The following is a 25,209-nucleotide window of genomic DNA, read 5'->3' on the forward strand; positions in this document are numbered from 1 at the left end:
GTGGGCCGTCTGTTCTGGAAGTTTTTTCTATGCATCATGCTGGCACAAGTGACGGCCACCATCGGCATCGGCGGTACCTTCTGGCTGAAAAACCGGGCGGCGCAGCAGGAGCGGACCCTCGACATCGATACCAGTCCGCCGGCGCAAATGATCATCGAGGCAGCCAGCGCCACCCTGGAAGCGGGCGGCAGCCAGGCCTTGCGGCAATTCCTGGGCAAGCTCGAACGCATGCGCGTATTTGCCGTCGATGCCAAAGGGCAAGAATTGATGGGCCGCACAGTGCATCCCGCCATGCTGACCAAGGCCCGCGCCATGCTTGGGCAAAGCCAGCACCATCCCGTGGTGCGCGAGGTCATCGGCCGCGACGGCGTGCGCTACCTGCTGTTCCTGCCTTCGTCCGAACGTTTCCGCAATGCCGAAGCGGGCGCGGCGCGCGACACGCTCAACGCCGTCACTCTGAGCGGCCCGCACGGCATGGGAGCCGGTCCACGGCCCAACGAAGCGGGCGCCCCGCCGCCACGCGGCGACTTCGGCCGCGGCATGCCACCCGGCCCGCGCATGGACAGCCCCTTCCGCACCTTCATTCCCCTGGCCGCCGCCATCGCCGCCAGCCTGCTGTTCTCCTTCTTGCTGGCCTGGTATTTTGCGCGTCCCATCCGCGACCTGAGGCAAGCGTTCGAGGCTGCCTCGCAAGGCGACCTGGCGCCGCGTTTTCACGCCAGCGGCAAGCGCGGCGATGAATTGACGGACCTGGGCCGCGATTTCGACCGCATGACGGGCCGTTTGCGCAGCCTCATGGAAAGCCAGACGCGCTTGCTGCACGATGTGTCGCACGAACTGCGCTCGCCGCTGGCGCGCTTGCAAGCGGCCATCGGCCTGGCGCACCAGCAGCCGGACAAGATGGACGCCTCGATGCAGCGCATCGAACGCGAAAGCGAACGCATGGATAAGCTGATCGGCGAGCTGCTGACCCTGTCGCGGCTGGAAGCGGGCGCCGGCTCTCCCCTCAGCGAAGACGTCGGCATCGCCGACCTGTTGCACGACATGATGGAAGATGCCCGCTACGAAGCGAAGGCGCGCCAGGTGGGCATCGCCCTGGCGGGCGACGCGGCCATTGCCGATGCCGCTGTCACGGGCCGGCCGGAACTGCTGGCGCGCGCCGTGGAAAACGTGGTGCGCAATGCCATCAAACACAGTCCCGACGGCGGCACGGTGGAAGTGAATTTGTCGCGCCTGCATGACGGCAAGCAGGATCTGCTGCGCATTGCCGTGCTGGACCGCGGCCCCGGCGTGGCCAGCGCCGACCTGGCCCGCATTTTTGAACCGTTCTTCCGCGCCAGCCATACCCAGCACAGCACGGACGGCCATGGCCTGGGCCTGGCCATCGCCAAGCACGTCATCAGCGCCCATGGGGGCCGCATAGCGGCCAGCTTGCGCAGTGGTGGCGGGCTGTGCGTGGAAATGCTGTTGCCCGTCAAAACGCCAGGCTGACCTGTCGGCGAGCCTGGCGTGTTGACGCGCAGATGTGCTGCTACGCCTGCGTATCGATAATGCTGCCCAGGGTCGACGAGCTTGACTTGGCCGGACTCGTCACCGTATCGGCGCTGCTGGCCGTCTGCGTATCCTGTTGCGCCTGCGCCGCTGCCGCCTGTAACTGGGCAATTTGCGCCTGCAAGGCCTGGATTTGCTGTGCCAGCTGCTGTTGCAGCTTTTGCGACGCCTCCGTCTGCTCGCCCTTTTGCGATTCCGTCAATTCTTTTTGCGCCGCCGTGATCTGCTTTTGCAGCGCCGCGATCTGCGAACTGCTGCCCGAACTGGCGCTACTGGCCGCGCTGACCGCGCTGCCTGAACCGATTGCCGCTACCATGATGCCTCCTCAGTGTTTCAATACCAAGGTTAACGGCAAGCATGGGGCGTGGATGTAGGGCGGCAGATGTAAAGGCAGGTAAAGACAGCGGGCGCCGCACCCTTCAGAATAATCAGGTCTTCGGCAATGTCACGCCAACCTGGCCCTGGTATTTGCCGCCGCGGTCCTTGTACGAGGTTTCGCACACTTCGTCGGATTCGAAGAACAGCACTTGCGCCACGCCTTCGTTGGCGTAGATTTTCGCCGGTAACGGTGTCGTATTCGAAAACTCCAGGGTCACGAAACCTTCCCATTCCGGTTCGAACGGGGTGACGTTGACGATGATGCCGCAGCGCGCATAGGTGCTCTTGCCCAGGCAAATCGTCAATACATTGCGGGGAATGCGGAAATACTCGACCGTACGGGCCAGCGCGAACGAGTTCGGCGGGATGATGCAATAGCCCTTGCCCGACACATCGACGAAGTTGTTCGCGTCAAAATCCTTCGGGTCGACGATGGTAGTGTTGATGTTGGTAAACAGCTTGAACTCGTCGGCGCAGCGGATGTCGTAGCCATAGCTGGAGGTGCCATAGGAAACGATGCGGTTGCCGTCGCGCTCCTTGACCTGGCCCGGTTCGAACGGCTCGATCATGCCCGTTGATTCAGCCATGCGGCGTATCCATTTATCGCTTTTAATCGTCATCGCAGGGGTATCTTTCTAGAATATCGGAATGGCGGGGGCCGCACGCCTGCTGCAGGCACGGCCCGAATGGCAAGATTTTACGCGAAAACCCGCCACTGTTGGCCCTTGAAAGATGAAAATCGTTGGTCTCAGACTACTGTTTCGCCAGCAAGGAAGTGATCATCTCGCGCACCACTTGCGCCGTCAGTTCAGGGTTTTCCATGGGAAACAGATGGCCACCCGGCACCTGGCGGAAAAACTTGCCGACCAGCTTGCGCGTGGCTTTCAAGCCCGCCTGGCGGCATTCCACCGATTCCGTGCCGCCGATAAAGCCGATGGGAACCGGGAAACCATCCTTGACGAGGCCGCCGATATGATGCGGCAAGCTGCGGTAGACATCCGTTTCCACTTCGCGCGTAAAGCGCAGCTGCACCCCGTCCGGATGAGGGACCAGGCCGCTGTCCATGTAGTCGCGCAAGACCTGCGGCGCCCAGATGGCGAACATGTCCTTGGCGGCAAAGTGTGCATACGCGGCTTGCGCATCGGGCCACTGCTTGCGCCGCCGGGCGGAAAAGCGCGACGGCGAAAACCGCTCGCCCAGCGCCGTATTGCGCGCCAGGCGCACCAGCAAGGCGCGCCAGCCCGCCACCACGGGCGAATCGAGCAAGACCACGCAGCGCACCAGGTCGGGCCGCTGCTTGGCCACCATCACGCTGAGCATGCCGCCCAGCGAATGGCCGACGAGGATCACGGGCGCGCTGTAGCGGCGCTCCAGGTCATCGATATACTCGCGCACCAGCTCGGGCCAGCCCGTGCTGACGGGATAATCCGGGTCGTGCGCGTGCATGTCGAGCGCCTGCACACTGTAGTGCTGGCCCAGCAGGCCGAACAGCTTGCGGTAGGTGCCTGCAGGATAACTGTTGGCGTGGGCGAAGTGCAGTTGCGGGAGTGTCATCGTGGGATGGTGCCGGTGAATGCGATAGGCAATTGTAATGGCATGCCGGCAAGCCGTATCAGAGGAAGGCCTCTAATTTCCGAGGTGGCAATGGGTGCGCTGGCGCCATGCCGGGCACGAACGAGGCCAGTACAGCACCCAGCTCGGCGCTTGATTCCACCACGCAAAAGGCGTCGTCGAACGCATGCTCGCGGTTCATGTGATTGCGCACGATGATGCATTCCAGCCCAGCGGCCCTGGCGGCGCGCAAGCCGCGCGGCGAATCTTCCACCGCCACGCATTGGGCCGCAGCCAGGCCCAGGCGCTGCAAGCCCAGCTGGTAGCCGTCGGGGGCAGGCTTGCTTTCGCCATACATTTCACGCGTCAGCACGAAGTCGAAGTGTGGCAACATGCCCGTGGCCGCATGGCTGATCTGGAAATGCTGTGCGTAGGCGCTGGTGACCACGCCCATGGCCACATGCGGGCGCAGCGCCGCCAGTACTTGCCCGATGCCGGGCATGGCCAGCTGGCGCGCCTGGCGCAAGCGTTGCGCAAACAGCACGGTGCGCTCGGCCCGCAGACGCTCGACCAGCTCGATGGCGTGGCCCTGCCCCAGCAGCACATGCCAGGCGCCGTAGTTATTGTCCAGGAACCAGTCAAAGAATTGCTTGGGCGTCAGGTCTACGCCGTAGGGCAAGAGCAAGTCGCGGTTGGCCTCATAAAACAGCTGCTCGGTGTTGACCAGCACGCCATCGTTGTCCCACAGCACGCCCTGGATGGTTTTCATGGCTTGTTGTCGTTTAAAACTTACTTGAAGAAAATGTCGTAGGACAACTTGACGATCAGCAGCACCAGCAACACGAGGAAGAGGATGCGCACGAAGGCGGCGCCGCGGCGCACAGCGATCCAGGTACCCGTCAGGGCGCCCAGGATATTGCACACGGCCATCGGTGCGGCCACCGCGTACACCACGTGGCCGGCGGGAATGAAAAAGGCCAGCGCGGCCACGTTGGTGGCGATATTCACCAGTTTCGAGCAGGCCGAGGCGAGGATGAAATCGAAGCCGAAGACGCGGATGAACAGGAAAATCAGGAAGCTGCCCGTGCCCGGCCCGAACAGGCCGTCATAAAAGCCGATGGCGCCGCCGATGACGATGGCAAGGATGCGTTCACGCGGGCCGATGGGGCGCGCTTCGCGCGTCGTGCCGAAATCCTTCTTGATGAAGGTGTAGATGGCCATGATGATGATCAACACCAGCACCATCGGGCGCACCACCTGCTGCGGCACATACGATACGGCGGCAGCGCCGATGAAGGACATGACGAAGGCGCTGGCCACGGCGGGCAGCACCAGCAGCCAGGGGATGTGGACCTTGCCGACGAACGAGCGGGCGGCAAACGTGGTGCCGCAGGCCGATGCCAGTTTATTCGTGCCCAGCAAGGAGGTCGAGGCCATGTTCGGCATCAGGTTAAACAGGGCCGGCAGCTGTATCAGCCCGCCCCCGCCCACGGCGGCATCGATCAGGCCGGCAAAGAAGGCAAATAAACACAGCAGTGAGATGGTCAGCATGATAGGCAATGAGGAATGGGCGACAGCGGCAGTATAGGCGCCGTGGATTTTTCCGGATGCAACTTCATATTGCGGAAAACGCAATCAGGCGTAACGCTTGACGGAATGCGCCCCATGCGGTTTACTGGCCTCTTTTGCCGGGAGTCACGCGATGTCGATGAAACTGATGTGGGAGATCCGCGCCTTCTGCACCGTGGTCGAAAAGCGCAGCTTCATCCACGCGGCGCGCATGCTGGGACGCTCGCCGTCGGCCGTCACGCGCGCCATCCAGTTCCTCGAAGACGCCATCGGCGCCGAGCTGATCTTGCGCACGCAAAAGCAGTTCACCCTGACGACGGCCGGCGAGACGTATTACGCGTCTGCCAAGCATTTGCTGGAAACGCAAGCCGAGGCGGAAGACCAATTGGCGGAATTGAGCAACTCGCCGCAAGGCTGGGTGCGCCTCTCGGCGCCGGAAATTTTGTCGCTGGGTTTCTTGCCGAAAGTGGTGGCGCAATTTTCGCGCGACTACCCGAATGTGTCCGTGGACATCCATTTCTCCGATAAATCGATCGACCCCATCCAGGAAAAGCTCGACTTCGCCATCCGCGGCGCCTTCCCCCAGTCGAGCGAGCTGATCGGCTATCCCCTGTGGAACTACCGCCGCTACATGTACGCCTCGCCCGACTATATACAACGCATGGGCGCGCCCGACGAACCGGAAGAACTGGCCGGCCACGACATCATCATGCACTCAGCCCCGCGCATTCTGCGCGACTGGCATTTTGTCTCCACCGAACGCAACGTGCGCTACCAGGTGCAGCCGCGCTTCCGCTTCACTTCCGGCATCGCCACTTTCCAGGCGGCCCTGGAAGGCGCCGGCATCGTGCGCCTGGCCAGCTGGCTGGCCGAACCGGCCGTGGCCGCCGGCAATTTACGCCGCGTCTGCACGGCATACCGGCTGACGTCGTCCAAGGAGCTCGATCCCAGCATCCATGCCGTGTATGGCACGTCGAGGATGGCCAAGGGGGCAAGGCTGTTTCTGGAATATGTGCGGCAGCGGGGGCTGGACATACCGGACGAGCGGGCAGATGTGGCGCGCACCGGATTACACACATAGGCATCGAGGCGCCACCGGCGCAGCTGGACGCCAGCTTAACTGCGTGGCGACAGCCTGCGGAACAGCCATGGAATGGAGAAAACAAGAAAGAGAAAAAATCCGAAGAAATAAAGACCGAAAGCCTTCATGACAAAAAATCCGGCATCCCCGTCATCCATGACCTTATTTATTATTGTTTGCACTATGAAACTGTAAATGGCGTAAATCACTCCCCATTTAGCGAGGAATTTGAACGTGGCCAGGCGACGACGCTGATACATTTCCACAGAATGGCTGGCATTCAGTTGATAGCCGAGATAACTGGCAAGCAAAAACAGGCCGATATTAAGGCTATATAAATTAAGTAAGATCTTGAGCTCATCGCCATCTGGCCCACTGCCGTTGACATGATAAGACACGCTATAGCCATACGCTAAGCTCAGGCAGAAAACCGCGAGAAACAGGAACCTGAAAGGCTTGGACATGGTACAGAGTCCGCCAATTACCACAAAAAAGCCAATTGCAAAAAACATACACACCCTTCAGTTAATTCTACTTCCCCACATAACATCCACATGCGCTTTCCCGAATGCAGTGACCATCGGTCGCCCGCTCGGCGGCATTGTCCCGATGCATATCCATGAACGGCAAAGCACTGCACCGACCAGCACGAAGTATAAATAAATTACTCAAAAGAAATATCACACAATGTCACCCGCACCTTAAAAAGACTATCTCACCGTCAAGTGCCCTGGCGCTGGCTCAACGCGTCATGCACGAAGCGATGTACAGGCAGGCGACATGCACGCCATCACTACCGACCGTGCAAATACCGTGGCCGGCCAAGCCGATACCGCAGCACATCAATCTCCTCGCCAAACACCAGCACCACCGCCCCTTCCACATCGGTGCGCAGCCGCACGATTCCCATCTCGCCATAGCGCGCATACACCTGCGCCTTCGGATGTTTATAGCGATTCCTGTGCCCGACCTGGAAAATCGCCAGACCGGGATCGACGGCGTTCAAGAATGCCTGTGTCGACGAAGTACCACTGCCGTGGTGCGGTGCCAGCAATACGTCGGCGGCCAGTTCGCCCGCCACCGAGCGCGCCAGCAATTGCGCTTCCTGCGCCGCTTCAATATCACCGGCCAGCAGGATCGCATGCTTGCCTGCCGTGATTTTCACGGTGCAGCTGCGGGCGTTCGGTTTCAGTGCAATGTCCGTGTGGCTGGCGGGCAATGGGTGCAGCATGGCGAAGTGCACGCCTTCCCAGCTCCAGCGCTGGCCCGCCATGCAGTGCAGATACGGACGCCGGGCTTGCCGCCGGGCCTCGACGGCCGGGTGGCCGTCGAACAACGACGAGGCCAGCCAGCCTACGTCTATGTTTTCCAGCAAGGATACGGCGCCGCCCGCGTGATCGAGGTCGCTGTGGGAAATGATCACGCCGTCGAGCCTGGCTATGCCGCGTGCGCGCAAGTAAGGCACGATGACCCGGCTGGCGCCATCGGAGTCGAGGCTGTAGGCGGGTCCCGTGTCGTACAACAAGCGGTGCCCGTGCGTTTCCACCAGCATGGCCATGCCTTGTCCCACGTCAAAGGCCGTGATCCACATCTGGCCAGCTGGCGGGCTGGACGGCAAGGCCGTCAGCAGCGGCAGCCAGCCCAGCATGCCCGCCCAGCGATGCGGCCATCCGCGTGGCGCCAGCAGCCATGCCGTGCCAAACAATGCCCAGCAAAAACTCCACATAGGCGGCGCGGGCGCCGTCCACACGGCAAAACGGCGCGCACCCAGCCAGTCCAGTACCTGCGCCAGCATCTGCACGATGGCGTGTGCCAGCAGCAACAGCCAGTCGCACAAGGGCGCCGGCAGCAGGCTACCGGCCAGGGACAATGGCGTGACGAGCAGGCTGATGACGGGAATGGCCAGCGCATTGGCCACGGGGCTGAGCAATGACACTTGCGAGAACAGCAGCATCGTCAAGGGCACCAGCCCCACCGTCACCACGTATTGCGTGTGGGCACCCAGCGCCACGGCGGCGCGCAAACGGCGCCAGCGCCCGGCGCTCTGCGGCAAGGACGCTGTGGTGCGGCCCGCCGTCGCGTACAGCATGGTGGCGACGGCGCCGAACGACAGCCAGAAACCGGGCCATAGCACGGCCCACGGGTCGAGCAGCACCACCACACCCAGCGCCAGGCACAGGATATGGCCGATGCTGGTGATGCGCCCGAGCCACAAGGCCAGCGCCACCACCAGCAACATGTATAAAGTGCGCTGCGCGGGCACGCCAAAACCGGCCAGCAGCACATACACAAATGCCGCCAGTGCGCCGGCCAGGGCCGCCACTTTTTGCGCCGGCAGCAGCAAAGGCAGTTGCCGCTCCGTGAAAAACGAGCGCCGCCACAGCGCACCTGCGCCCAGGGCGAACAGGCCCGCGATCATCGTAATGTGCAAGCCGGAAATCGAAATCAAATGGCTCACGCCCGTGCGGTTGAACACTTGCCAGTCCGACTGGGGAATGGCGCGCTGGTCGCCCACCACCAGCGCCACGATCACGCCCGCATACTGTTTTCCGTCCAGGCTGCGCAAGATGCGCGCGCGCAACGCCGCGCGGCTGGCCTCCACCACGTTGCCGAAGCCGGGCACAAAGCTCGCCAGACGCACGTTCGGCGTATCGGCGCGCGGCTGCGGCCGTACATAGCCCGTGGCGCGCACGCCCTGCTCCAGCAGCCACGCCTCGTAGTCAAAGCCCATGGGATTCGCGTTGCCATGTGGACGCTGCAAGCGCACCGTCAGGCGCCAGCGCTCGCCCGGCTGCACGTCGCCCACCTCGTTCGTCACGGCATCGCGGAAACCCGCGTACCAGGACAGGGCGATCAGGGGCGGCACCTGCGCGCCAACCGCCTTTTCCACGGCAAAATTGAAGCGCACGCCCTGCTCGAAACGGTATGGCAGGCTGGCGATGGTGCCCGTCACGGTGATATCCTGCCCTTCGTCGGCCAGCGCCAGCTGCGGGGCCAGCGCGGCCTGGGCCAGCCAGGCGGCCCAATAAAAGCCCAATCCCACGCCAGCGGCAAGCGCAACAACGCAGCGCCAGCGCGCGTGGCGGTGCAGCGCCAGACTAACCGTGAACCCTGAGCCAGCGATCAGCCACAGCAGCACGCCAGCATGGGGCGGCAAACTTGCCTGCGTTTGCAACCAGGCGGCGCCGGCTGCAAAGCCGAGTATCAGGGTGCGCATGGGGTGGCAGGATCAAGGCAAAATCCGCTCGCTGCGAAAGGGACTCAGATACTCTGATCGCTTTCTACTCCTTGCCGTCTGATCTGGCGCAAGGGTAGCGTGAAGAACACGCTCATGCACGCAATGCGCCACGGCCGCTGATGAAACTTTCTCCATGCTAAGATGACCATCAGGCGCCAGGCGCCACGACTGTGCGGATCTTGCATGCCCCCACTGACAGCGGCAGAAACCTATTTGCAGGATTTTCATCAACGGTAAGTCGGCGTGACGAGCGCCGCGTTTGCACACCTGCAGCCCGCTCGGCGTCCACCAGCTACGCCTCGTCCTGTGCAGCACTGAGCGACCGCGTACCGGTCGGCAATAGGCCGTTGAACCTGCCCGACCTGGCCTGCGGCGATGGCCATCTGCTGGGCCTGCTGGCAGCCAGGCGGCAGCCCCATTTGCAACTGCTCGGCGTCGACATGAGCGAAGCGGAACGGGCCGCCGCGCGCGCCGCCCTGCCCGCCTGCGTGCGGCGGCTGCCAGGCAGCGTCTGCGCAGCGCGTTCCTCGATGCCGCGGCGCCGCTGCAGGCCGGTGACGGATTGATCAGCACCGGCTGGGGTCTGCATCGGGTGCGGGCACGCGCCGCCTGAAAATACCGCAGAGAAACTTATTTCTATAGTAATATTGCTTTTATAAAAATTCCGCTTGCCGCCACGGCGTCGAATAGCGTATATCGTTGCGATAGGACAGCATAAGGACGCAGGCATGTCCCCATTCAAGAAACTGATCCTCGCCGCCATGCTGAGCTGCGGCGCCACGGCAGCGTCCGCTAGCAGCGTAGCCGAGTACAACAGTCCCGACAGGTATCACTGGTGGAAGTACTTGCAGTTACTGGAGCAAACTGTCCAGAAAGATATTCCGGCCGGCTCAACGGTCCCGGCCTCGGATGCGCAGCGCATGCAATTGTTGCGCGCCGTGGGCTCACCGCTGCAGCGCCTGGGCACGGCGCGCGCGATGCTCGGTGACAGCATGGGCGCCATCGCAGCCTTCGATACCTTTGAACAGCTGACCCTGTATCAGCAAAGAAAGGGGCAGCCGCATGCCGACGACGATGCGCGCCTGGCCGCCGCCACGCCGCGCGACGCCATACAGGCCATTGTCGAAGCAGCCAGCAAGCGGCAGATCGTCATCCTCAACGAGTCCCACCACGTGCCCATGCACCGGGCATTCGCGGCGGCGCTGGCGCGCGAGCTGCGCAAGGTTGGTTTCGACACGCTGGCGGTGGAAACCTTTGGCGCGACACCGGATGCCTGGCCCTACATCCATGAGCAGACCGGCTACTATTCAAATGAGCCCGTGTTTGGCCATTTCCTGCGCGAGGCGCGCCAGGACGGCTGGACCTTCGTCCAGTATGAAGAAGAGCGCGCGGACCGCAGCGCAGACGACTATCCGCGCCTGCGCGAACTGGAGCAGGCCGAAAATATCCAGTCCAGGATCTTCGCCAGCCGCCCCAACGCCCGCGTCTTCATTTATGTCGGCTATTCGCACAGCGTGGAAACGCCCATCGCGAACAAAAGGGAGGACGACGTCCGCATGGCTTCGCACGTACGCCGCATCACCGGCATCGATCCGCTGACGATAGACCAGACCATCATGTACGCGCACGCGTCGCCGGGCGCGGAACAGGCCTCATACCAGCAGGCACAGGCCAAGTCGCACAGCCAGTTCCCCTTTGTCCTGCTCGCCCCGGGTGGACAGCATGAAGTATTTGGCGAGTACCGCAACGGCATGGACATGCAGGTCATCCACCCGCGCTACGCCGACAGCGCCAGCGGGCGCCCCGGATGGTACGCCATGTTGCCCCAGCTTCAGCCACATACGATTCCCGCCAGCCTGTACCCCGCCACCGGCAGAAAGCTGATCACGGCGCGTGCCACGGGCGCGGACCCGCATGCCGTACCTTACGACGCCATCGTGATTTCGGCCGACGCGCCAGCGCCGCAGCTGATGCTGCCGCCCGGCTCCTACACATTGAGGGACAGCCTTTAAAGGGGGCGGCGCACGGTATAATCGGCCTCGCTTACTTCAACACCCAGGCACGACATGAATTCTTCCGCACTTCCTCCCGACACTTCCAGCGACATTTCCGACAGCACCGAAGACAATAACGACGCCACCCTGGTCGCGGAACTGGGGGAACTGGCCGAGCATATCCGCCTGGTCAAGATGGAAGGCCGCGTCTTCGTGCGCTTTTCCGGCGTGGTCAAGGCCGGGCATCTGGTGGTGCCGTATGCGTTGGTGCCAGCGCAGGGCGTGCTGGCGCGGCCGGCCAAGTGGCGCAAGATGGACCGCGAGGCCAAGCTGGCCCTGGTGCGCGAACGGGCCAGCGCGGCCGTCTTCGAAGAGCTGCGCCAGCATGTGATCGATTTCGTCGCCGATATCGCGGGCCTGAGCGAGGATGTGGATACGGACCCGATGGTCTTCCTGCACACCTTGGCCGACATGCAGACGTCGGAGCCGGCCGGCATGGTGTTCGACCGCATCCGCCAGCGCTTCAACCACGCCATCGAGCGCCAGCAGGAAGAGCAGCACGCGGCGCGCACGCGCCAGAGCATCAACCTGGCCGAGTATCCGGCCTCGTTCGAGATGGCGCGCCGCCTGCCGCGCCGCTTCATCGCCCTGCTCGGACCCACGAATTCCGGCAAGACGCACCGCGCGATGGAAGCGCTGGTGAAGGCAAAGAGCGGCATCTACCTGGCGCCATTGCGCTTGCTGGCCCTGGAAAACTACGAACGGCTGCTGGAAGCTGCACCGCACGGAAAACCCTTGGCCGTGAGCCTGATCACGGGCGAGGAACGCCGCGTGGTCGACGGCGCCACGCACGTAGCCAGCACGGTGGAAATGCTGGACACGAAAACCGTCGTCGAAGTGGCTGTCATCGATGAAATCCAGATGCTGGCCGACCCGGACCGGGGTGCCGCATGGACGGCGGCCGTCTGCGGCGCACCGGCCCACACCGTCTACCTGGTGGGCGCGCCGGAAGCGCGGCGCGCCATCGAGGCGCTGGCCGAGCGCCTGGACTGCCCGCTGGAAGTGCACGTTCTGAAACGCATGGCGCCCCTGTCAATGGAGCCGAGCGCCGTGCGCAAGGTGCGCAACCTGCGCCGCGGCGACGCCGTCATCGCCTTTTCGCGCCGCGAAGTGCTGATGTGGCGCGACATGATCACGGAAACGGGGCTGTCCGTGGCGACTGTGTACGGCAACCTGTCGCCCGAAGTGCGGCGCGCGCAGGCGCAGCGCTTCCGCGACGGCACGGCCGATATCGTCGTCGGCACGGACGCGCTGGCGATGGGCCTGAACATGCCGATCGCGCGCATCGTCATGACCACCTGCGTCAAATACAATGGCCGCGAAGAGGAAGAGATTTCGGCCGCGCTGGCGCGCCAGATCGCCGGGCGCGCTGGCCGCTATGGCGTGCATGAAGAGGGACTCGTGGCCGGCTACGACAACGAGACGCATGAAGTGATGCGCGCCCTGCTCAAGGAAAAGCTGCACCCGCTGAACACCAGCGGCTTTGCCGTGGCGCCCTCGCTCGAACATTTGCACCGCATTTCGTCGGTGACGGGAGAGCTGTCACTGTCAAAGCTGCTGCGCCGCTTCATCCACAACATCGACGTGCCGGACGGCTTCTTCTTCCCGCGTATCACGGAAGACCAGAAGGAGCGCGCCGTCTGGCTCGACACCCTGCCCCTGTCCGTGGCCGACAAGTTCACCCTGTCGCTGGTGCCGATATCGAGCAAGGTGCCGTCCTTGCAAACGGCGTGGGAACACTGGTCGAAGAATCTGTCGCAGGGAAAAACCAGCACCTTGCGCCAGCATGCGTATGGCGGCGGCACGCAGAATCTGCAGCAGGTGGAAGACACTTGCCGCTACTACTCGGCGTATGCCTGGCTCAGCTACCGCCTGCCCGAATTTTTCCCCGATATCGCCGTGGCGCAAAACCTGTCGCGCGACGCGTCGGAACGGGTCGACTCCATCCTGCGCGCGCACAATGCGGCTTCGCGCGGACGCGCCAGCAAGAAGTTCAAATAGGCGTCAACGGATTTCCCAGAACCACACTTCGGCGCAATCCCAGTAGCATTCGCTGCCGCAGACCTTCACGCCGATGGATGGCAGCAGGATGTCGATATGCCCGCCCGCGCCGCCCAGGTAACCGGGAATGCGGAAAAAGGCGACCAGGCCCTGGCGCTGGCCGATGCCGGCAATGGCTGCATCGCGGCTGAATTTTTCGGGCGCGCCAAACATCGAGGGGCTGGCCAGCATATGCGCCAGCTTGGCTTGTCCCGGCTCGATCAGCGCACCGCTGAACGGCCCCTTGCGAATCGCCATGCGGCCTTTGATCTGTATGCCCGCCTTGATCAGCGCCAGGCTGACGCGGATGGCGCAGGTGTTGGCAAAGCTGTCCTCGCCGATCAAATCTTCCCAGCCGATTTCGCCAAACAGGGCCGCCTGGTCAACGGACGCCACGCTCGAGTAATTTTCACGCAGATTGGTGAATGCAGGTTTCACGTCAGCCTCCCGTTGCCCCTGGTCGACAGGGAACATCCGGCCGATTGTAGGAGGATGCGGCAGCCCCGCACTGAGCGAAATCAAGCGATATGCATTACGGTTTGACCACCTCGTAATGCAGCTTGAGCACCAGCCCATTATGGTCGTCGGCCATGTAGATATCGCCGTCCTGGCCCTGCTTCACATCGACGGGCGCACCCCTGCCCTGTTTGCCCTTGCGCTCCCAGTTGCCGATCAGCTCGACGGACTTGCCCAGCGGCGCACCGGCCTTGTCGGGCAGCAGCGCCACCAGGCGGTGGCCGTTGCTGCGGTAGCCGTGGTAGCCGATGATCAGGCTATTCTTGTACAGTTCGGGGAAACGGCTGGCCGTGTAGAACGTCATGCCCAGCGGCGCGGCATGGCCGGGCAGCAGGCGCTGCGGTGCCGCGTATTGGGCGGCGCAAGCCGTCTTCGGATACTCCGGACTGGCGACGTTGTCGTCGTAGCAGTACGGCCAGCCGTAATGCCGGTCGGCCTTGATCAGGTTCAGTTCTTCGTGCGGCAGGTTCTCATCGCTTTTCAACTGCGGCATGGCGGCCTGGATGGCGTCGCGCGCGTTTTCCGCCTGCCACAGCTCACCCGTGGCCGGGTGAAAAGCCAGCGCCATCGAATTGCGCAAGCCGCGCGCATGCGTGCGCCAGCCCGTCACCGTGCCGGCCGGCCAGGCCATCGTGTATTCGCGGATGGCGCCCAGCGCTTCCGGTCCCTCCGCCGAGGCGCATGGTTTGCTCGCATCGGGCGCCTTGCCATCGTTCTCGCAGTGGTCGGTGCTCGAGCCCACGTTCACATACAGGTCGCCCTTGGGGCTGAAACGCATGGTCGTCAGCAGGTGCAAACCGAGGCCCGGCAGGCGCGGCGTCTTGGCCGTGCCGCCGATGATGTCGGTGAGGGCGCGTGCGGGATCGCGCAGGTCGAAGCGGAAGATGCGTCCCACCTCGCCCACGTAGACCATGCCGTCGGGTCCCTGCACGATGCCGTTCGGGCGATCGAGCTTGTCGAGCAGCAGCTTGCGCTCGTAGCCGGAGCCGGCCGCCTTGCGCTGCAACAGCCATAATTTACCCTGCTTCGGCGCCCATCCCGCCATGTCCGTGACGAGGATATCGCCATTCGTCAGCGGCAGCACGCCACGGGGAAATTTCAGGCCGTCGGCCAGCACGGCCACGCAAAAGCCGGCCGGCGTGGTCACGTCGAGGCGCGGCATGCCATCGCACTGGGCGCTTGGCGCCGCCATGGCGGGCGCCGACACGGTGGACAGGCAGGCCGCCAGCGCACCGGCGATGATCTTCTTGTTCATGAGGATGTTTCCATCAAAGGTAATCGGGGCAGCACGGCGCGCGCGTTGGCGCTGGTAACGGCCGCCACTTGCGCACTATCGAGGCCGCGCAATTCGGCCAGCACGGTGCCGATACGCGGCAATTCTTCGGGACTGTTGCGGCCCGGGTGGACCCAGCTGGGGGAAATGTCGGGCGCGTCCGTCTCCAGCACGATGGCGTCGAGCGGCAAGTCCGTAGCCATGCGGCGTATCTGCAGCGCGCGCGTAAACGTCATGGCACCGCCGAAACCGAGCTTGAACCCGAGGTCGATATAACCGTGCGCCTGCTGGAAGCTGCCATTGAACGCATGCGCGATGCCGCCGTTCGGACGGATCTGGCGCGCATGCTTGAGGACGATGTCCTGCGAGCGGCGCACGTGGGTCAGCACGGGCAGGTCGAAGTCGCGGGCGATTTTCAGCTGCTCGCGCAAAAAATGCTCCTGCCTGGCGCGCATGGCCGGTTCGCACAGCATGGGGAGGAAGAAATCGAGGCCGATCTCGCCGATGGCGACGAAGCGCGGGTCATGCATGGCCTGCGCCACGGCCTCGCGCAGGACGATCAGATCGTCCTCGGTGGCGTGCGGCACGTAGATCGGGTGGATGCCGAGCGCATAGCAGGCGTTGGGCGCCGCTGCCGCCAGCTCGCGCACGATGCTGAAATTGGCCCGTTCGACGGCGGGGATGACGATCATGCCCACGCCCTGCTGCTGCGCGCGCGCCGCCACCTGCAGCGATTCGCCGCCGAATTCATGCGCGTCGAGGTGGCAGTGCGTGTCGATCCACAGCATGGCGGCTCCTTAGTATTGGTACGGCTGCAGCCCTTCGTCCGTCAGGCGCAGCACGCGGTCGCAGCGCTTGGCCAGTTCGATATCGTGCGTGACGATGACGAAGGCCGTGCCCAGAGTGCGCGACAGTTCCAGCATCAGGTCAAAAATTTGTTCGGCCGTGGCGTGATCGAGGTTGCCCGTCGGTTCATCGGCGAGCACGCAGGCCGGCTGCGTGACGAGGGCACGGGCCAGGGCCACGCGCTGGCGCTCGCCGCCCGACAATTCGCCCGGCGTGTGCGTGACGCGCTTGGCCAGGTTCACGCGCGTGAGAATCTGCTGCGCCAGCTCGGTAGCGGGCGCGCGCTTCATGCGCCGTATCATCAGGGGCATGGCGACGTTGTCGAGCGCGGAAAACTCGGGCAGCAGGTGGTGGAACTGATAGACGAAGCCCAGCGAGGCGTTGCGCAAGTCGCCGCGCGCCTTTTCGCTGAGGGTGGCGAAATCCTTGCCCAGCAGGGTCACCTTGCCGCTGGTGGGCGTATCGAGCCCGCCCAGCAGGTGCAGCAGGGTCGACTTGCCGGAGCCGGAAGCGCCGACGATGGCGACCCGCTCGCCACGGTGGACGTCGATATCGATGCCGGCCAGCACCTGCACCTTGTAGCTGCCCTGTGTAAAAGTCTTGCCCAGGCCGCGGCAGGACAGGACGGCGGAATCAGCGGAAGCGCCGTTGGAGGCAGGTTTGTTCAGATCGGTCATGGTAGTTGTCAGTGGTTTATTCATAGCGCAGGGCTTCCGCAGGTTTGACGCGGGCAGCCCACCAGCTTGGGTACAGGGTCGCCAAAAAGGCGAGGATCACGGCCAGCACACCGATCTTGCTGACGTCGGGCCAGCGCAGGTCGGACGGCACGGTGCTGATGAAGTAAATGTCCTTGGAGAGGAATTGCACGCCCAGCAAATGCTCGATGAAAGGCACGATGACGTCGATGTTCATCGCCACCAGCACGCCGCCGCCCACACCCAGAATTGTGCCCAGGATGCCCACCAGCGCGCCCTGAATCATGAAGATCTTCATGATGGAGCGGGGAGAAGCGCCCAGCGTGCGCAAAATCGCGATATCGGCCTGCTTGTCCGTCACCGTCATCACCAGGGTCGACACGAGGTTGAAGGCGGCCACCGCGATGATCAGGGTCAGGATGATGAACATCATGCGTTTCTCCGTCTGCACGGCGGCGAACCAGTTGGCGTTCAGCTTGGACCAGTCGCGCAGCCACAGGTCGCCCGGCATGGATTTTTTCAATTCGGCCGCCACTTGCGGCGCCTGGTTCATGTCGGCCAGGCGCAAACGCAGGCCGGACGGGCCGTCGAGGCGCAGCAAACGCTGGCCGTCTTCAATATTGATGAAGGCCAGGCCGGCGTCGAACTCATTGTGGCCCGCCTGGAAGATGCCGCTGACGGTGAAGCTGCGCATGCGCGGCAGCACGCCGGCCGGCGTGACTTGGCCCTGCGCCAGCATCAACGTCACTTTTTCACCGAGGTTGACGCGCAAGGCGCGCGCCAGCTCGATGCCCAGCACGATATTGAAGGTGCCCGGCTGCAGCGCCTTGAAGCTGCCCATGCGCGTCTGGCCGGCCACGTCGGAGACGTTCGGCTCTTCCTCGGGCAGCACGCCGCGCACGATCGCGGGGCGCAGCGCATCGTCGCGCAGCAACATGCCCTGCGTTTCCACAAACGGCGCCGCACCTTTCACGGCTGGATTCTTGAATGCCTGGGCCGCTTCGGCGCGCCAGTCGGGCATGCTGCCGCTGTTGTCGAACACTTCCACGTGGGCCAGCACGGACAACATGCGGTCCGTCACTTCCTTCTGGAAGCCGTTCATCACGGACAGCACGACGATCAGCGCCGCCACGCCCAGGCCGATGCCGGCCATGGAAATGAGGGAAATGAAGGAGATAAAACTGTTGCGGCCACTGCGCTTGCCGGCCCGCGTGTAGCGGAGGCCAACCAGCCATTCGAAGGGCAGATTCTTGAAAATACTCATTGTTCAGGCGGTCTTTATCGTTTCTTGGAGTGTTATTCGTAGCGCAGCGCCTCGGCCGGCTTGACTCTAGCGGCGCGCCAGCTCGGGTAAATCGTCGCCACCAGCGCCAGGCCAAAGGCGATCAGGCCGATCTGCGCCACGTCCAGCCAGTGCACATCCGACGGCACGGCGCTGATCTGGTAGATTTCCTTGGAGATGAAGTGCAGGCCGAAGATGCCTTCGATGAAGGGCACGATGACGCCCACGTTCAGCGCCAGCACGACGCCGCCGATCACGCCCAGCGTACTGCCCAGCAAGCCCACCAGCGCGCCCTGGATCATGAAGATCTTCATGATGGAAAACGGCGAGGCGCCCAGCGTGCGCAAAATAGCGATGTCGGCCTGCTTGTCGGTCACCGACATCACCAGCGTCGAGACGAGGTTGAACGCGGCCACGGCGATGATCATGCTGAGGATGATGAACATCATGTTCTTCTGGCTTTGCACCAGCGCATACCAGCTGGCACTGGCGCGCGACCAGTCGCGCATCCACAGCTGGCCCGGCATCGACGCTTTGAGTTCGCGCGCCACCTGCGGCGCCTGGTTCATGTCGTGCAGACGCAGACGCAGGCCGGACGGGCCGTCGAGCTGCAGCAGCTGCTGCGCATCAGCCATGTTGACGAAGGCCAGGCTGCCGTCAAGTTCATTGTGGCCAGCCTCGAAGATGCCCGCCACCTTGAGCGCGCGCATGCGCGGCATGACGATGCCAGTGGCCGGGTCGCCCGCCCTCGGCTCGCGCTCCAGCATCAGGGTGACGTTCTGCCCCACTTTCACGTCGAGTGCCTTGGCCAGGTCGATGCCCAGCACGATGTTGTACGAGCCTGGCGTGAGATCCTTGAAACTGCCCTGCTTCATCTGACTCGCCACGCTGGAGACGGTCGCTTCCTGCTGCGGCAGTACGCCGCGCACGATGGACGGACGCATGGTTTCGTCGTTCAGCAGCATGCCCTGCGTTTCCACGAACGGCGACACGGCTTTCACTTGCGGGTTGGCGTAGGCGGCGCGCTCCTGCGCCTGCCAGTTCGGCATGGAACCGCTGGTGTCGAACACCTCGACGTGGGCCAGCACCGACATCAAGCGGTCGGTGACTTCCTTCTGGAAGCCGTTCATGACGGAGAGGACGACGATCAGGGCGGCCACGCCCAGGCCGATACCGGCCACGGAAATGAGGGAAATGAAGGAAATGAAGCTGTTGCGGCCACTGCGCTTCCCGGCGCGCGTATAGCGCACGCCGACCTGCCACTCAAAAGGAAATTGTTTGATGATGCTCATGCGCTCCCGCGACAACGATAATATGCGAGCGCGCAGTGTGCCACACAATGGGCTTTTTATGCGTGAAACTATGTGTGCAGCGCCGCACCCCCGCAGCAATTTTCCTATTGCGCCAGGCCGAATACCTGCAACAGCAGCCCGGACAGAGCGTACTGACGCATCTGCGCCAGGGTCAAACGGTGCATCTGGTCGATGCGCCGCTGCTGTATCGTGAAGTAGCTGTCACGCGTCTGAATGATCTGCTGCAGGTTGCGCCGGCCCGCCTCGTACTGGATGGTCCCGCCGCGCACGACAAAGGCCATCTTCTTTTCCTGCTCTTCCAGCAAGGCCAGGGTGCGCTGCGCATTGGCGATACGGGGCAGCATGCTGGCCAGGTCGGCGCGCGTGCCCTGCTCGGCGCGGACCACGTCCGCGTCGGCCGCCTGGGCGCGGCTGATGCTCTCGTCGCGCTGCGCCAGGCTGCCGCCGCCCAGCGGAAACTCCCAGCTCACTCCCACCGACCAGCCGCGCTGCTGGATGGTCGATGGCGGCGGCGTGGTCTTGTTATTCAACAGATGGCTGACATCGAGGTCCACTTTAGGCGCCAGGGTGGCCGCCACGCTGCGCACGCGCAGCCGGGCGGCGGCGGCGCGTTCGCGCACGGCGCGCAATTGCGCCTGCTGCGTGTCGGCGTTTTCCAAGGCCTGTGCCGGCAGCGGCGCAAACGTGAAATCGGCAAACTGCGCCACCGGCTCGAAAGCCAGCGCTTCAAGCTTGATCTGCGCGGCCAGACGGTCCGTCAGCAAGCCGTCGTGCACCAGTTCCGCATCGAGCTGCGAGCTTTGCGCCAGCTCGCGGTCCACTTCCGATGCCTTGCCCAGCTCCGCCTGGCGCATCACCTGCTGCACCAGCTGCGTCACGTCGCGCAGCCGCTCCTGCGATTGCAGCAGGCTGCGTTCCAGGCGCTGCATGTCGAAATAGGCTTCGGCCAGCTTTTCCGCGCTGTCCGCCCTGGCGCGCTGCACGTCGAAGGCGGCGCCCGCCACCTCGCGCCCGGCCGCATCCATTTCGGCGCCGTCGGCGCCGCCGTTGTACACATTCCAGCGCAGGCTGGCCTCCACCTGGTGCGTGCGCCGTTGCACGTCCAGCGTGCCATCGAGGTCGTTGCTGCGCCCGCGCGTGGCCTGCAGCGCCGCATTCGGAAACAGGCGCGAACGGGCCTGTTTGTAGCGCGCCTCGGTGGTGGCCAGCGCCGCCTGCGCGGCGATCACTTGCGGATCGCGCGGCACGGCGCGCGCCAGCAAGGCCGGCAAGCCGCGCATGGGCGCCGGCTGGACGGACAAGGTGCCGGGCGGCTGGGCCTGCGCTTCCGGCACGATGCCGGCGCACGCCAGCGTGACAAATATCAACAAGGCACGCATCAACGCTCCTGCAGGGAAGACTGCAAACCGCGCAGCACGGGCTTGAACACATATTGCATCACCGAGCGGCGTCCCGTCAGGATGCCAACGTCGACCGGCATGCCGGGCGTGACCGGCAGCACCTTGCCATGCGCCGTCAACTGGCGGCGGTCGGTGCTGAGCTGCACCTCGAAATACGGCTCGTTGCGCTCGTCGGGGATGGCGTCGGCGCCCACGCGCACCACCTGCGCCTTCATGCGGCCATAGGTGGTGGCGTCATACGCCAGCACATTCGCCGAGGCGCTCTGCCCCACATGGATAAAGCCGATATCGGACGGTTTCACGCGCACGGAGATGAGCACCTCGGAGTCGGCCGGCACGATTTCCAGGATAGGCTTGCCGGGCTGCGCCACGCCGCCGACGGTGGCCACCAGCACGCGGTTGACGACGCCGTCGACGGGCGCCGTGATGTCGCGCCGGCTCACTTGATCTTGCTGACCCTTGACTGTGCTGGCCAGCGCGGCCGCCTTGGTTTCGTATTCGCTGCGCTGCGCACCCCACTGGCCGCGCATGCGCGCTTCAACTTCGCCGGCCTGCGCCTGCGCTTCGGCCAGGGTGGCCAGCAAACGCGGCACGGAGCTGCGCAGGCCGTCGAGTTCCGTGCGCTGCTGCTGCACGCGCTGCTGCGCGTTCAGGTAGTCGCCGCGCGACCCTGCGCCCTCTTTGAACAGGCGCTCCTCGATCGCCAGGCTCTCCATGCCGATCTTGAGACCCGTCTCGAGCTGGGCGATGCGGCCGTGCGCCTCGGCCAGCTCGCCGCGCCGGCGCGTCACGCCTTCGCGCGCGGCCGCCGTGGCCGAAGCGAACTCGCGCTGACCGTCGCGCCACAACTGCGTTTCCTTGGCGATCAGTTCGGGCGCTTCTTGCTGCCATGCCGGCTCGAAGCGGGGCGTGCCGCCCGTCAGCAGCGCGTCCAGGCGCGCCCTGCCCGCCAGCGCGGCCAGGCGGTTCTGCACGCTGGCGCCCAGGTTGGCTTCATACTGGGCCGTGTCCAGGCGCAGCAGCAAATCGCCGCGATGCACCTGCTGGCCAGGTTGCACCAGCATCTCGCGCACGATGCCGCCTTCCAGGCTTTGCACTTCCTGCAGGTGCGATGGCGGCGTGATGGCGCCGCGGCCATTCACGGACACGTCGAGCTGGGCGAACGTGGCCCAGGCCAGCGTCAGCACCACCAGCACGGCGATCAGCGCCAGCATGCGGATGACGAGGCGCCGCGGCTCGCGTTCCGGGTCCGGGTGCGCCTGCGGCAAGGGACGGGCATGCAGGGCGCTCATGCCGGCGCTCCCGTGGTGGCTTCAACGGCGGCGGCAGGCTTGGCGCCCTGCCCGTTCAAGACGCGCAGCACCTCGTCGCGCGGGCCGTCTGCCACGATGCGGCCACGGTCGAAGACGATCAGCCGGTCCACCAGCGCCAGCATGGCCATGCGGTGCGTGACGAGCACGATGGTGGTGTCCTGCAAGGTGCGCAGGCGCGCGATCAGGCGCTGTTCCGTGGCCGGATCGAACATGCTGCTCGGTTCATCGAGCAGCAGAATGGGCGGTTTGACCAGCAGCGCGCGCGCCATGGCCACGGCTTGCCGCTGGCCGCCGGACAGGCGCTCGCCCCGCTCGCCCACTTCCGTCGCCACGCCGTTGGGCAGCTGGGTGATGATGTCGTCCAGGCAGGCCAGGCGGATGGCGTCGAGCAGCTTGGCGTCATCGGGCTGGCTGCGGCCCAATTCGATGTTTTCGCGCAGGGTGCCATGGAACAGGGTCACGTCCTGCGGCACATAGCCGATCTGACGGCGCAAGCTCAAGGGTTCGAGCTGGGTGCTGGCCAGGTCGTCGAACAGCACGCTGCCGCTTTGCGGACCGTACTGGTTGAGCAGCAGGCGCAGCAAGGTGCTCTTGCCGGAACCGAGCTTGCCGATCACGCCCACTCTTTCGCCGGCGCGGATATGCAGGTTGAGTTTATCGAGCAGCGGCGGCGAGTGCGGATATGCAAACCCCACGTCGCGAAATTCGATGCGTCCGGACAGGGGCGGCGCCTGCAGGCTGGCCGCATCGTCGTCGGTGGGCGCTTCCATGATCTTGTTCAGGGCGTGATACGACAGCTTGGTCTGCTCCCAGCGCATGATCAGGCCCGCAATCTGGCTCACGGGCGCCAGCGCGCGGCCCGTCAGCATGCTCACGGCGATGATCTGGCCCAGGGTCAGCAGGCGCTCGCCCATCAGCAAGGCGCCGACGGCCACCACGGCCGTGCCGGACAGGGCCAGCACGGCCGTGTTGATGTAATTGACGCGGCTGACGATTTCGCGCGTCTCGACGCTGTTGGCGGCGATCGCCACGGTCAGGCTTTCCCATTTGCGGCGGCTCCATGCCTCGGCGCCCAGCGCCTTGATGGTGTCGAGGCCATTCATGGTTTCAAACAGGTGCGCCGTGCGCTGCCCGCTTTCCTGCATCGAGGCGGCCACATGGCGCGCCAGCGCCGCGCGCGAGGCGAAGGCAACCAGCAGCAGGATGGGAATGGCGGCCAGCGGCACCAGCACCAGCCAGCCGCCGACCAAGGCAATGACCAGCAGGAACAGCAGCAGGAACGGCAAGTCGCCCAGGGTGGTCAGGGTGGTCGAGGCGAAGAATTCGCGCACCGATTCGAAATCGCGCACGGTATTGGCCAGCGTGCCGCCCGAGGCGGGCCGGCTGGCCGCGCGCAGGCGCAGGCACTGGGCGAAAATGCTCGACGAGAGGGCCACATCCATGCGCCGCGACGCCGTTTCCACCAGTTCGCCGCGCAGCAATCGCATGGCCAGTTCAAAAACGGTCAGCGCCACCACGGCGATCGTCAGCACCCACAGGCTGGAGGTGGCGTTATTCGGGATCACGCGGTCATACACGGCCATCGCGTAGAACGGCACCAGCGCGCTGATGATATTGAGCACCAAAGTGCCCAGCAAAGCCCAGCGAAAGACCCAGCGGTTGCGGTTGAAGACATCCCAGAACCAGCGCCCCGCCGCCGGCATGCTGTAGAGCAGGCTGCGCTGGTCGAAGAACATCACCGGACGCACGGCCACCCAGCGCCCTGCGGGCACTTCCTGCGCCAGCATGGCCGCATCCAGCCAGGAACTGCCTTCGATGCCGGGCACATGGCATTCATACTTGCCGTCGGCGATCGTCAGCACCACCAGCGCCTGTCCCGCGCCATTCAACAGCAGGGCCGGCATTTCCGTGGGGCGGCGCGGCTGATCCACCGGCAGCGCCGTGCCGGCCAGGCTGCCATGGGCCAACGCCTGGTCGAGGAAGTCGGCGGCAGCCGGGTCGCCGTGCGCGAGCACGCTGGCGCGCAGGCGTTCGGCTTGCACGGCGGTGCCGAAAAAGCGCGCCAGGAACACCACCGCCTCGGCGATGCTGTCGGCGGAGGAAATGGAGGGAGTAGCGTCGGCGGCGTGCGCGGCAGAAGGTGGCGTCATGGTGAACTCAAGTCCGATCTCAGGCAGTTGCAATGAACAGTGAGAAACTATTGTCAAGCTTGCGCGGCGGTGGCCTGCAAAAACATTGTGCCATAGTAATATCGGCTATTCAGATAGGTGTTGTAAAAATAAAAAACTGCGGCGCGTCGTGATGGACGCGCCGCAGCAGTTACAGCAGGCTAGCGACTACTGCTTCAGATTTGACCGGCTTTGCGGCGGCGCGCCATGAAGCCCAGCAAGCCCAGGCCGGCAACCAGCATGGCCCAGGTTTGCGCTTCCGGTACCGGCGACACGCTCAACAGGGTTTGCGAAGCGGGGTTGACGCTGCTCAGGCTGGTGTAGTTGTACAGATTCTTGATGGTGGCGCCGCCTGTTGTTGCATCTTTCAGCATGAAGTTCGCTTCGCTCACGACTGCATTGCTCAGGCTCTTGAAGCGCAGGTCGCCCGTCAACACATTGCTGTCGTCATTGTTCAATTCCCACAGGGCCACCTGGAAGGCGGCGGCACTGTTGGCGTTGGTCGACACATTCGCGATGGACGAGGCGTAATAGCCCTCGTACAGGCGCTTGACGGCGTCGCTGGCGGCAAAGGCACCGCTGCTGTAGCTGTTCGCGGTGTTGCTCAGCGCGACATGGGGATCGAGGCAAAAGGCCAGGAAGGTGTTGCTGTCGTACTTGACTTGCCACAAGGTCGGCGAAATGGCGCTGCCGGCGCCGAAAGCGCCGCCGCTGGCCGTAAACAAACTGACGCTATGCGAGTCGATCACTTGCAGATTGGAGGCGGCCAGGGCGCTGCCGCTGGCGAGGGTGAAAACAGCGGCTGCGATGCCGGCGCGGACGATCAGTTGCATGGATTTTTTCATTGTCGATTCTCGTTATGGAAGAGTGGGAAAAGCGCCGGACCGCCTGCGGTCAGGCGGCCGGCACATATCAGCCAGGCGGATGCGGCCTGGCACAAC

The 25,209-nt window shown here is 64.2% G+C and carries 22 protein-coding genes; 5 read left to right on the forward strand and 17 right to left on the reverse strand.

What is annotated here, in order from left to right:
* Positions 1-1,491, forward strand: a complete 1,491-nt coding sequence (locus FJQ89_RS07735; protein ID WP_141169743.1) for a sensor histidine kinase — start codon at positions 1-3, stop codon at positions 1,489-1,491.
* Positions 1,492-1,531: 40 nt separating this feature from the next.
* Here FJQ89_RS07735 and FJQ89_RS07740 read toward each other — a convergent pair whose 3' ends face one another.
* From FJQ89_RS07740 to FJQ89_RS07760, 5 genes are all read right to left on the reverse strand, one after another.
* Complete coding sequence (locus FJQ89_RS07740) at positions 1,532-1,867, reverse strand: FlxA-like family protein (protein ID WP_141169744.1); 336 nt, start codon at positions 1,865-1,867, stop codon at positions 1,532-1,534.
* A gap of 112 nt (positions 1,868-1,979) precedes the next feature.
* Positions 1,980-2,549 (reverse strand): dCTP deaminase, encoded by a 570-nt coding sequence (gene dcd / locus FJQ89_RS07745; RefSeq protein ID WP_071076830.1) that lies wholly within the window; start codon positions 2,547-2,549, stop codon positions 1,980-1,982.
* Positions 2,550-2,682: 133 nt separating this feature from the next.
* A complete protein-coding gene (locus tag FJQ89_RS07750) occupies positions 2,683-3,483 on the reverse strand; it encodes an alpha/beta fold hydrolase (protein ID WP_141169745.1) in 801 nt (266 codons plus the stop codon).
* A 58-nt stretch (positions 3,484-3,541) separates the two neighbouring features.
* Positions 3,542-4,249 carry an HAD family hydrolase gene (locus tag FJQ89_RS07755; RefSeq protein WP_141169746.1) on the reverse strand — a complete coding sequence of 236 codons (708 nt, stop codon included), beginning with the start codon at positions 4,247-4,249 and terminating at the stop codon, positions 3,542-3,544.
* A gap of 20 nt (positions 4,250-4,269) precedes the next feature.
* Positions 4,270-5,031: a sulfite exporter TauE/SafE family protein gene (locus FJQ89_RS07760; protein ID WP_034756294.1), complete on the reverse strand. Its 762-nt coding sequence runs from the start codon at positions 5,029-5,031 to the stop codon at positions 4,270-4,272.
* Between the two features lie 151 nt (positions 5,032-5,182).
* On the opposite strand from FJQ89_RS07760, the gene FJQ89_RS07765 reads away from it, so the two are divergent.
* Positions 5,183-6,130, forward strand: a complete 948-nt coding sequence (locus FJQ89_RS07765) for a LysR family transcriptional regulator (protein WP_141169747.1) — start codon at positions 5,183-5,185, stop codon at positions 6,128-6,130.
* A gap of 35 nt (positions 6,131-6,165) precedes the next feature.
* Here the strand turns inward: FJQ89_RS07765 and FJQ89_RS07770 are convergent, their stop codons facing one another.
* Both FJQ89_RS07770 and FJQ89_RS07775 read right to left on the reverse strand, forming a co-directional pair.
* Positions 6,166-6,594 carry a hypothetical protein gene (locus tag FJQ89_RS07770; protein WP_141169748.1) on the reverse strand — a complete coding sequence of 143 codons (429 nt, stop codon included), beginning with the start codon at positions 6,592-6,594 and terminating at the stop codon, positions 6,166-6,168.
* 329 nt (positions 6,595-6,923) lie between these two features.
* Complete coding sequence (locus tag FJQ89_RS07775; RefSeq protein ID WP_141169749.1) at positions 6,924-9,347, reverse strand: DNA internalization-related competence protein ComEC/Rec2; 2,424 nt, start codon at positions 9,345-9,347, stop codon at positions 6,924-6,926.
* Between the two features lie 368 nt (positions 9,348-9,715).
* On the opposite strand from FJQ89_RS07775, the gene FJQ89_RS07780 reads away from it, so the two are divergent.
* The 3 genes from FJQ89_RS07780 (at position 9,716) to FJQ89_RS07790 (ending at position 13,423) form a co-directional block, all read left to right on the forward strand.
* Positions 9,716-9,934, forward strand: a complete 219-nt coding sequence (locus FJQ89_RS07780) for a class I SAM-dependent methyltransferase (protein ID WP_141169750.1) — start codon at positions 9,716-9,718, stop codon at positions 9,932-9,934.
* Positions 9,935-10,096: 162 nt separating this feature from the next.
* On the forward strand, positions 10,097-11,380 hold the full coding sequence (locus FJQ89_RS07785) for a hypothetical protein (RefSeq protein WP_141169751.1): 1,284 nt from the start codon (positions 10,097-10,099) through the stop codon (positions 11,378-11,380).
* Positions 11,381-11,434: 54 nt separating this feature from the next.
* Positions 11,435-13,423 (forward strand): helicase-related protein, encoded by a 1,989-nt coding sequence (locus FJQ89_RS07790; RefSeq protein WP_141169752.1) that lies wholly within the window; start codon positions 11,435-11,437, stop codon positions 13,421-13,423.
* Between the two features lie 3 nt (positions 13,424-13,426).
* On the opposite strand, the gene FJQ89_RS07795 is transcribed toward FJQ89_RS07790, so the two are convergent.
* The 10 genes from FJQ89_RS07795 to FJQ89_RS07840 form a co-directional block, all read right to left on the reverse strand.
* The gene (locus FJQ89_RS07795) at positions 13,427-13,900 is read right to left on the reverse strand and encodes a T6SS effector amidase Tae4 family protein (RefSeq protein ID WP_168208396.1); all 474 of its coding nucleotides are present in this window, start codon (positions 13,898-13,900) and stop codon (positions 13,427-13,429) included.
* A gap of 94 nt (positions 13,901-13,994) precedes the next feature.
* Positions 13,995-15,233, reverse strand: a complete 1,239-nt coding sequence (locus tag FJQ89_RS07800; protein ID WP_141169754.1) for a PQQ-dependent sugar dehydrogenase — start codon at positions 15,231-15,233, stop codon at positions 13,995-13,997.
* Positions 15,230-16,036: a TatD family hydrolase gene (locus tag FJQ89_RS07805; RefSeq protein WP_141172682.1), complete on the reverse strand. Its 807-nt coding sequence runs from the start codon at positions 16,034-16,036 to the stop codon at positions 15,230-15,232. The genes FJQ89_RS07800 and FJQ89_RS07805 overlap by 4 nt, the downstream gene beginning before the upstream one ends.
* Positions 16,037-16,048: 12 nt before the next feature.
* On the reverse strand, positions 16,049-16,774 hold the full coding sequence (gene lolD, locus FJQ89_RS07810; RefSeq protein WP_035819561.1) for a lipoprotein-releasing ABC transporter ATP-binding protein LolD: 726 nt from the start codon (positions 16,772-16,774) through the stop codon (positions 16,049-16,051).
* A gap of 16 nt (positions 16,775-16,790) precedes the next feature.
* Positions 16,791-18,056, reverse strand: a complete 1,266-nt coding sequence (locus FJQ89_RS07815; RefSeq protein ID WP_076571576.1) for a lipoprotein-releasing ABC transporter permease subunit — start codon at positions 18,054-18,056, stop codon at positions 16,791-16,793.
* Positions 18,057-18,088: 32 nt separating this feature from the next.
* A complete protein-coding gene (locus tag FJQ89_RS07820; RefSeq protein ID WP_141169755.1) occupies positions 18,089-19,366 on the reverse strand; it encodes a lipoprotein-releasing ABC transporter permease subunit in 1,278 nt (425 codons plus the stop codon).
* Positions 19,367-19,470: 104 nt separating this feature from the next.
* The gene (locus FJQ89_RS07825) at positions 19,471-20,766 is read right to left on the reverse strand and encodes a TolC family protein (protein ID WP_141169756.1); all 1,296 of its coding nucleotides are present in this window, start codon (positions 20,764-20,766) and stop codon (positions 19,471-19,473) included.
* On the reverse strand, positions 20,766-22,079 hold the full coding sequence (locus FJQ89_RS07830; RefSeq protein ID WP_141169757.1) for an HlyD family type I secretion periplasmic adaptor subunit: 1,314 nt from the start codon (positions 22,077-22,079) through the stop codon (positions 20,766-20,768). The genes FJQ89_RS07825 and FJQ89_RS07830 overlap by 1 nt, the downstream gene beginning before the upstream one ends.
* A complete protein-coding gene (locus FJQ89_RS07835; protein WP_243136465.1) occupies positions 22,076-24,250 on the reverse strand; it encodes a type I secretion system permease/ATPase in 2,175 nt (724 codons plus the stop codon). The genes FJQ89_RS07830 and FJQ89_RS07835 overlap by 4 nt, the downstream gene beginning before the upstream one ends.
* A 194-nt stretch (positions 24,251-24,444) precedes the next feature.
* Positions 24,445-25,101 carry a PEP-CTERM sorting domain-containing protein gene (locus tag FJQ89_RS07840; protein ID WP_243136466.1) on the reverse strand — a complete coding sequence of 219 codons (657 nt, stop codon included), beginning with the start codon at positions 25,099-25,101 and terminating at the stop codon, positions 24,445-24,447.
* Positions 25,102-25,209 lie beyond the last annotated feature (108 nt).

The organism is Janthinobacterium tructae (assembly GCF_006517255.1).
Lineage (GTDB): Bacteria > Pseudomonadota > Gammaproteobacteria > Burkholderiales > Burkholderiaceae_D > Janthinobacterium > Janthinobacterium tructae.

Excerpts from the sequence above, each read along its gene's own strand:
- FJQ89_RS07740 (WP_141169744.1), bottom strand. The coding sequence starts at position 1,867 with ATGGTAGCGGCAATCGGTTCAGGCAGCGCGGTCAGCGCGGCCAGTAGC.
- dcd (WP_071076830.1), bottom strand. The coding sequence starts at position 2,549 with ATGACGATTAAAAGCGATAAATGGATACGCCGCATGGCTGAATCAACG.
- FJQ89_RS07750 (WP_141169745.1), bottom strand. The coding sequence starts at position 3,483 with ATGACACTCCCGCAACTGCACTTCGCCCACGCCAACAGTTATCCTGCA.
- FJQ89_RS07755 (WP_141169746.1), bottom strand. The coding sequence starts at position 4,249 with ATGAAAACCATCCAGGGCGTGCTGTGGGACAACGATGGCGTGCTGGTC.
- FJQ89_RS07760 (WP_034756294.1), bottom strand. The coding sequence starts at position 5,031 with ATGCTGACCATCTCACTGCTGTGTTTATTTGCCTTCTTTGCCGGCCTG.
- FJQ89_RS07765 (WP_141169747.1), top strand. The coding sequence starts at position 5,183 with ATGTCGATGAAACTGATGTGGGAGATCCGCGCCTTCTGCACCGTGGTC.
- FJQ89_RS07770 (WP_141169748.1), bottom strand. The coding sequence starts at position 6,594 with ATGTCCAAGCCTTTCAGGTTCCTGTTTCTCGCGGTTTTCTGCCTGAGC.
- FJQ89_RS07775 (WP_141169749.1), bottom strand. The coding sequence starts at position 9,347 with ATGCGCACCCTGATACTCGGCTTTGCAGCCGGCGCCGCCTGGTTGCAA.
- FJQ89_RS07785 (WP_141169751.1), top strand. The coding sequence starts at position 10,097 with ATGTCCCCATTCAAGAAACTGATCCTCGCCGCCATGCTGAGCTGCGGC.
- FJQ89_RS07790 (WP_141169752.1), top strand. The coding sequence starts at position 11,435 with ATGAATTCTTCCGCACTTCCTCCCGACACTTCCAGCGACATTTCCGAC.
- FJQ89_RS07800 (WP_141169754.1), bottom strand. The coding sequence starts at position 15,233 with ATGAACAAGAAGATCATCGCCGGTGCGCTGGCGGCCTGCCTGTCCACC.
- lolD (WP_035819561.1), bottom strand. The coding sequence starts at position 16,774 with ATGACCGATCTGAACAAACCTGCCTCCAACGGCGCTTCCGCTGATTCC.
- FJQ89_RS07815 (WP_076571576.1), bottom strand. The coding sequence starts at position 18,056 with ATGAGTATTTTCAAGAATCTGCCCTTCGAATGGCTGGTTGGCCTCCGC.
- FJQ89_RS07820 (WP_141169755.1), bottom strand. The coding sequence starts at position 19,366 with ATGAGCATCATCAAACAATTTCCTTTTGAGTGGCAGGTCGGCGTGCGC.
- FJQ89_RS07825 (WP_141169756.1), bottom strand. The coding sequence starts at position 20,766 with ATGCGTGCCTTGTTGATATTTGTCACGCTGGCGTGCGCCGGCATCGTG.
- FJQ89_RS07830 (WP_141169757.1), bottom strand. The coding sequence starts at position 22,079 with ATGAGCGCCCTGCATGCCCGTCCCTTGCCGCAGGCGCACCCGGACCCG.
- FJQ89_RS07835 (WP_243136465.1), bottom strand. The coding sequence starts at position 24,250 with ATGACGCCACCTTCTGCCGCGCACGCCGCCGACGCTACTCCCTCCATT.
- FJQ89_RS07840 (WP_243136466.1), bottom strand. The coding sequence starts at position 25,101 with ATGCAACTGATCGTCCGCGCCGGCATCGCAGCCGCTGTTTTCACCCTC.